The sequence below is a fragment of the bacterium genome, assembly GCA_028820935.1.
GTDB lineage: Bacteria > Actinomycetota > Acidimicrobiia > Spongiisociales > Spongiisociaceae > Spongiisocius.
In genome coordinates, this window is sequence record JAPPHZ010000021.1 from 71,685 (window position 1) to 78,748 (window position 7,064).

Genomic DNA, 7,064 nt, shown 5'->3' on the forward strand with positions numbered 1-7,064 from the left:
CGGCGCCGTGTCCGCCTTCGCCTTCGGCGCCGTGTCCGCCTTCGCCTTCGGCGCCGTGTCCGCCTTCGCCTTCGGCGCCATGCTCGCCGCTGCCGACCTCGGCGTGAGGTATCCATCCGGTGAACGGCTCCTGCGTGGCCGCCATGTTCACCTGCAACACCTCGCCCGGCGCCATGTCCACCGGAACCGTCGGACCGAGTTCCGTCCCGTTCGACAGGTGCACCTCGACCCTGACCCGGGTGAGGACACCGTTGGTGGTGTTCTCCACGGTACCCCTGAACGAGTTGCTGGGAGGGTGATACCTGAGGATCAGCCGGGCACCGCCGCGAACCTGGTCGAAGGTCTGACCCACCCCCAACATGGCTGCGCTGCCTTCTTCACCGCCGGAGCCGTGTTCACCGCCGCCCTCACTGGCGCCTTCGCCTTCGGGACCGTGACCCTCGCCACCTGCTCCTTCGCGGCCGCCCTCGCCGCCTTCGGCCGAGTGAGGGACCGGACCGGCGCCGCCGCAGTCGAATACCTCCATGTGGGTGACCAACCCGTCGTAGGAGACCCCGGCGAGCGATGGTTCGTCGGCAACCGCCAGCACGGACGCCGCCGCCTCTCCGGGGCTCAGGTGCCCCATCACGCCCGGACCGAGTTCCCCCACGGTCCTCGTTCCGGACTTAATGTGAGGTTCGGTCTGCACATAGCAAAGTACGTGGGAGAGGGTGTTGCGGGCCGTTGTGTAGACGGTGCGGGTGGCCTGGTCGTAACGGGCCGTGACGGCCAATCCTCCGAGCACGCCCTCCCACTCCTGGTCGAGGGGCACGATCGGGCTCGACATGGCGCGCTCGTTGGCCTCGGAACCGCCGTCGGAGCCCTCGCCGCTTCCTTCGCCTTCGGGCCCATGTTCACCGTCGCCGGGGCCGTGCTCGCCGTCGCCCTCACCGGACCCATGCTCGCCGCCGGATTCGCGTCCCTCGCCGGAGCTCTCCCCGCCGCCGTGCTCACCGCCGCCTTCGGCGCCCTCCCGGGTGTCGCTCATCTCGCTGCCGGCGAGATCCTGGCCCTCCGGTCCCTCGGAGCCGGCCGTACAGCCGATCAACAGCCCGGCGCTGAGCAAGACCCCGAGAGCCACCCCCAGGATCCTGGTCTTCCGTGCCTTGCGATCCATCCCCTTCACCACCTTTCGTGAGGATCATGTGGCTCCGGTTCTAACGATCAAATGTCGCCGAAATGTGTCAGCGGCGGGCTGGTGGGGAGTCGAGACGGTCGCCGTCTCCGGGGTCGGTTGCCATCCGATCCGGCTCCGACCCGATACGATCCGACCGACCGTTTACGGAGGTGGTGTGATCGGGAACGATCTGGATCGGCAGAGGGTCGGTGGCCTTTCCCGCCCCGCGTTCGGGTTGTTGATCACAACGGTCGGCGTTCTGATCCTCAGCGGCGAAGGGGTCCTGATCCGGTTGATCGAGGTCGATTCGTGGACGCTGCTGTTCCTGCGGGGAGTTCTGGCTGCCCCCGGCCTCTTCGTGTTCTTCCTGGTGATGGAGAGGCGCGGTTGGTGGGACCAGCTGCGGTCGATGGGGATGGCGGGCCTTCTCGCCGCGGTCCTGTTCGCGATCGACAACGTCGGCTTCATCTATTCGATCACCCACACTTCGGTGGCGAACACGTTCCTCCTGATCAGCCTCAGCCCGCTGTTCGCCGCGTTGTTCACCCGCATGGTGCTGCGCGAGACGGTCCCGAGGCGCACCTGGCTGGCGATCGCAGGCGGAGCTGTGGCCACCTCGATCATCATGCTCGGCTCCCTCGTGGAGGGCGACCTCCCGGGCACCCTCGCCGGTCTCGTGGCGGCGGTGGCGCTCGGCGGGACGCTGGTGGTGCTCCGGGCGCGCCCGCACCTCAACCTGGTCCCTGCCGTGGCGCTCGGATCGGCGCTGGGGGCTCTGGTCGGCCTGCCCGCCTCCAGCCCGTCCTCGGCGAGTCCCCAGGACTGGGTGTACCTCATCGCCCTGGGCCTGTTCCTCGTGCCGGTGGCCTTCGGCCTGATCGCCACCGGGCCCAGGTACATCCCGGCCGCCGAGGTCGCCCTCCTCCTGTTGCTCGAGACGGTGCTCGGCGCGTTCGCGGTGTGGATAGCCGTCGGGGAGGTCCCCAGCATGGCTACCGTGGTGGGCGGGGTCGTGTTACTCGCGGTGCTGGCGGCGCACTCCGTAGCGACCCTGAGAAGCCTCGACCTGGCCGCCAGCCACACCGACCGGGAGGTCCACGATTCCGGGTAGGTTCTCCCGTCTCTCCGATCCGGCCAAGGGTCTGTTGATCACGTCCGCCGGGGTCATAATCCTGAGCGTCCAGGGTGTCCCGATCCGGTTGATGGACGTTGATGCATGGACGCTGGTGTTCGTGCGCGGGGTCCTGTCGGCGCCGGGCCTGTTCGTGTTCTTCCTGGTAATGGAGAGAAGAGGATGGCGCAGCCAGTTGCGCGCGATGGGCCTGGCCGGAGTGATCGCGGCCCTGCTGTTCGCCCTGGACAACGTGATGTTCATCTACTCGATCACCCACACCTCGGTGGCGAACACCCTGCTGATGATCAGCCTGAGCCCGCTGTTCGCCGCGTTGCTGACCCGCATCGTGCTGCGGGAGGCGGTCCCGCGCCGGACCTGGCTCGCCATCGGCGGAGCGTCGGTCGCCACGCTGGTGATCCTGGTGGGCTCGCTTGTCACGGGGGACCTACTCGGCACCCTCGCCGGTCTGGTGGCGGCCATAGCGATCGGCGGGACGCTAGTGGTGCTCCGGTCCCGACCGTCCCTGAACCTGGTCCCGGCGGTAGCCCTCGGAGCCGGCCTGGCCGGCCTGATCGGTCTACCCGCCGCCAGCCCGGCCTCGGCCGACGCGTGGGATTGGATCATGCTGGTGCTGGTCGGCCTCCTCATAGTGCCGCTGGCGTTCGGCCTGATCGCCACCGGCCCCAGATACATCCCGGCGCCCGAGGTGGCCCTGCTCCTGCTGCTACAGACCGTGTTGGGCGCCCTCTGGGTCTGGATAGCGGTGGGCGAGGCACCGCACGGCGCCACCCTGGTGGGAGGCCTGATGCTCGTAGTCGTGCTCGCCCTGCACTCTGGGGCCACACTCAAGAGCCTGGAGAGAGACCGGCCGGAGTAGAGGACTGATCAAGGCCAAACGGTCCGACCGGGTGTCGTAGTGATCCGGTATAGATCGCCGATCTCTCCGCAGGACGCGTCAACGGCACGGCTATGGTGGCCATGGTCACCCAGGAATCTCAAGACGTTTTACACGCCGGCGTGCTGACTGCCCTGCCGGTATCAGGCCCAAGGCGCAGACAGGGATAGACGATGAGCGATGTCCGACTAGCCCGGGACCCTGATACTTCGCCATACGTGCTGGAACAACTGGCTGCCCACGACCTCTCGTCTGTTCGGAAGGCAGTCGCGTCCAACCCGAGCACACCCGCAGCCGCGTTGGCTGCACTGGTCATAGACGACAATCGGACGGTTCGACGGGCAGCCGCCTGGAATCCGAGCACACCCATGGCCGCGTTGACGATTCTGTCTACCGACACCGACCAGGCGGTTCGAGTGCGCGTCGCCAGGATCCGGAAGCTGCCCCCAGCCGTTCTGAAGACCCTGGCCGGCGACGACAGCTGGCAGGTTCGCGTGCGTGTTGCCAGGAATCGGAGCACCCCCGTAGCCGTGTTGGAGACTCTGTCCGCCGACGAATACTGGTATGTGCGTATGGCAGTGGCTAAACAACCGAACACACCCTCCCATGTATTGGAAAAACTCGCAGACGACACTTACCGCGACGTTCGAATCGCCGCCCTGACCGCACTGACCCAACACACCCGGCGGCCCATCGGGAACTTTCAACTACTTCGTGAACACCGCTGGCCGTGGTTCAGTTAAACACACCGCCCGGGCACACCGACAAACCGCCCCCGACCAAGCCGCAGCTTGACATTTACGCCCCTCGGGTACCGTTCCGCGCACCCCGTTAACGCATCAGTACTGCCCGCCGGCCCCGGTGGGTATGCGGACGATCTCGATCCGGTCCTCCGTGTCGTAGAGGTCGATGGCCAGGGCCTGCACGGTGGCCGCAGTGACCTTCGCGAGTTCCTCCAAGGAGCGTTCGGGGGTGAGCAGGTTCTCATCGTCGGTGTGCAGACGGTTCGTGAGCACGCCTAGCAGCCTGCCGTTGCCGGGCGTGCCGTAGTCGACGCGCGCTACTGCCAAGGCCTCGTCGAGCTCCTCCGCAGTGGGTCCGTTGGCCACCAGGTCGGCCAGGATCGACAGGGTCCTGGCATGGGCGTCGTCGAGACCCGCGGCGTCGGCGGTGAACACGATGTCCGAGTACACCGTCGGCCGCGGAGCGAACGCCGGACTGATCGATACCTGCGTGACGTAGGAGGCGCCCAACTCCTCGCGCACCAGCAGCGTGAGGCGGTTGTCCAGGATCACCCTGAGCACGTGGGCGTTGACCCTCAGCGACGGGGTCACCGCCATCTCGGTCTCGTGGGACATCTCCATCACCGCGGTCTCGTCCGCGCTGACCGGTATCTCGCGCCGTACCAGTCCGGTCGGGGCGGGTCGGTGGCGGTCGACATACGTGTCGGGCTCACCCGCCGGCAGCGTCCCGATGTAGTGGCGGGCCAGGCGCTCGACCACCTCGGCGTCGACATCGCCGACCACCGCCACCACCATGTCGTCCACATCGGCGAGTCGGCGCTGGTACAGGTCCAGCAACGACTCGGCGGTCATCGAGGCGAGCTGCTCGCGGGTCGCCACCGGCCGGTGCCACTCGAGCCCGAATCGGGCCTCGTTGCTTACCACCCATGCCTTCCAGGCCGGGTTCACCTCGGCCAGTTGGGTGCGGATGGCAGCGCTGTTCCGTGCCTGATCGAAAGCGAGGTCGTCCACCCTCGGTGCGGTGACCAGCAGGTGAATGAGCTGGAACAGTGTCTCTAGATCGTCCGGGCTGGCGCTGCCGTTGAAACCTTCGGTCCTCTCAGCGATCAGAGCGCTGAGCGATACGGACCTCTCGCCGAGGAAACGATCTATCTGGGACTTGGTCAGGTCGCCGAACCCGCTGCCGCTCACCGCCTCGACAGCTCTGGGTGACAGGGCCCGAGCTCCGGGTTCGAGGGTTGACCATCCGCCGAGAGCCCTGGCCCGGAGATCGACGGTCGCCTCCTCTATGTCGGAGTACACGAACACCACCTTCGCCCCGTTGGCGAACGACCACTCGTGGCCGTCCAGCACGCCGGTGGGACCGCTTGCCACCGGGTCGACCGGATCGGGGAGAGGCAGCAACTGGTCGATGCCCTGCTCCACCGGCGGGGGCTCGCTGCGGGGAACGGCCGCGTCGAAGGCGGCCTCCAGGTCGGCTGTGGTGGGCACGCTGGCCGGGTCGGGGCCGACCGCGATCACCAACGGCGCGGACCGCTCCATCATCCATCTGTAGCGGTCGGTGAGTTCCTCGGCCGTCATCTCTTCGAGCAGCGCCGTGAGCCGGTCGTGCCGGTCCTGAGGGGCGCTGATGTCGCCGCCGAACAGGAAGTGCGAGACGTAAGCGTTCGCGTACGCCGGGTCGGTGATGGTGGCGGCGGTCTCCAGCCCGTGGTCCAGCGCCGTGACCAGTTCATCGCGCGCAATGGCCAGGTCGACGTCGGTGAAGCCGTACTCCTGGGCGGTCAGCAGCACCGAGTAGTAAGCGGCGGAGGCCGTGTCCAGGTTCTCCCCCTGCCAGTTGGTCCCGTAGAAGCGCAAGGCCCGACCGTGGCTGAAGCTGCTGAAGTCGGGCTTGTCCACCTGGGTCAGTTCACCGCGGTAGTAGGCATCCTCGAGACGGTTCAGGACCATGAGCCGGATGAGCGTCTCCATCAGGCCCAGGCGTTGCCCGTCGACTGTCCCGGACTCGGATGTCGGGATCGGGATGTCCAGCGAGATGTAGGAGAAGCCCTGTCCTTCGTCCGTGACCACGTGGTACGAGGGCTCGGGGTCCGGCGTGACCACCGGCAGCCAGAACGGCGGGGCATCGCCGGCTGGGATCGGCCCGAAGTGCTCCTCCACCAGGGCTTGGAGTTCGTCCAGAGGGACGTCGCCCACCGCGACGATGGCCATGTTCGACGGGACGTACCAAGTCTCGTAGAACGCCCTCAGGTCGGCTGCCGTGGTCGCCTCGACGGACTCGAACGTGCCGCCCGGCCACCGTCCCTCGTAGGCCGTCCCCATGGTGTAGATACGGTCGAACTCGGATCCGACGTACCCGTAGCTGTCCGAGACGCGGAACCGGAGCTCGTCGAGCACCACGCCCCGCTCTGCCACCACCCCCTCCGGGTCGATGGTGGCGGCGTGGGCCATCTGCGAGAACACGTGAAGGGCAGTGGAGATGTTCTCGCGGGGATCGGCCGCCACGGTCAGCTCGAAGACGGTCTGGTCGTAACTGACGTAGGCGTTGGTGTCGGGACCCAACTCCGCCCCGAGGCTCCGGATCGTCGAGTTCAGGGACTCGGCCGTGTAGGCCTCGGTGCCCTCGAACACCACGTGCTCCAGGAAGTGGGCGTGCCCCTGGCCCGGTTCGGACTCGTTGGCCGACCCGGCCTTCACCACCAGCCGCAGCGTCACGCTCCTGCCCGGACGGTCGTTGCTCCGCAGGTAGTAGGTGAAGCCGTTGTCGAGCGTGCCGACCCGCACCGCCGAGTCGATGGGGAACGCCACCGGGTCGATCTGGAACACCCAGCCGACGCGTATCAGGTTGGGATCGGTCAGCGCCCTTCCGTCGGCCTGGACCACGCCCTTGTTCAGGTCGTAGATCTCGGGCCAGCGGTTCTCGTCGCCCAGGTGGGCCATGGCGATACTGCGCAGAGTGTCGCCCGGCTTCACGGTCACGGTCCTGGGTTCGGGCTCGGGCTCGACCACGGGCTCCGGTCCGGGTTCGAGGGCGACGATCCGTCCCCCTCCGCCGGCCGGGTAGTCCTCGGCCGTGATGTTGCCGCCGAGATCGTCGGAGATGTAGTTGGCCAGGGCCTGCTGGTAGCTGACGCCCAGCTTGGTGAACTCGAT

General features: G+C 67.4%; 5 protein-coding genes. 3 read left to right on the forward strand and 2 right to left on the reverse strand.

Going from position 1 to position 7,064, the window contains the following annotated elements:
* Positions 1-1,156 (reverse strand): hypothetical protein (locus tag OXM57_05050; GenBank protein MDE0352035.1); only part of this gene is annotated, 1,156 nt, incomplete at its 3' end.
* Positions 1,157-1,331: 175 nt separating this feature from the next.
* Between OXM57_05050 and OXM57_05055 the strand changes: the two genes are divergently transcribed.
* From OXM57_05055 to OXM57_05065, 3 genes are all read left to right on the forward strand, one after another.
* Positions 1,332-2,267, forward strand: coding sequence for a DMT family transporter (locus OXM57_05055; GenBank protein ID MDE0352036.1), 936 nt, complete (start codon positions 1,332-1,334; stop codon positions 2,265-2,267).
* Positions 2,268-2,301: 34 nt separating this feature from the next.
* A complete protein-coding gene (locus tag OXM57_05060) occupies positions 2,302-3,147 on the forward strand; it encodes a DMT family transporter (protein ID MDE0352037.1) in 846 nt (281 codons plus the stop codon).
* Positions 3,148-3,338: 191 nt separating this feature from the next.
* Positions 3,339-3,908 (forward strand): hypothetical protein, encoded by a 570-nt coding sequence (locus tag OXM57_05065; GenBank protein ID MDE0352038.1) that lies wholly within the window; start codon positions 3,339-3,341, stop codon positions 3,906-3,908.
* 96 nt (positions 3,909-4,004) lie between these two features.
* Here the strand turns inward: OXM57_05065 and OXM57_05070 are convergent.
* A partial coding sequence (locus tag OXM57_05070; protein ID MDE0352039.1) for an insulinase family protein occupies positions 4,005-7,064 on the reverse strand: 3,060 nt, incomplete at its 5' end.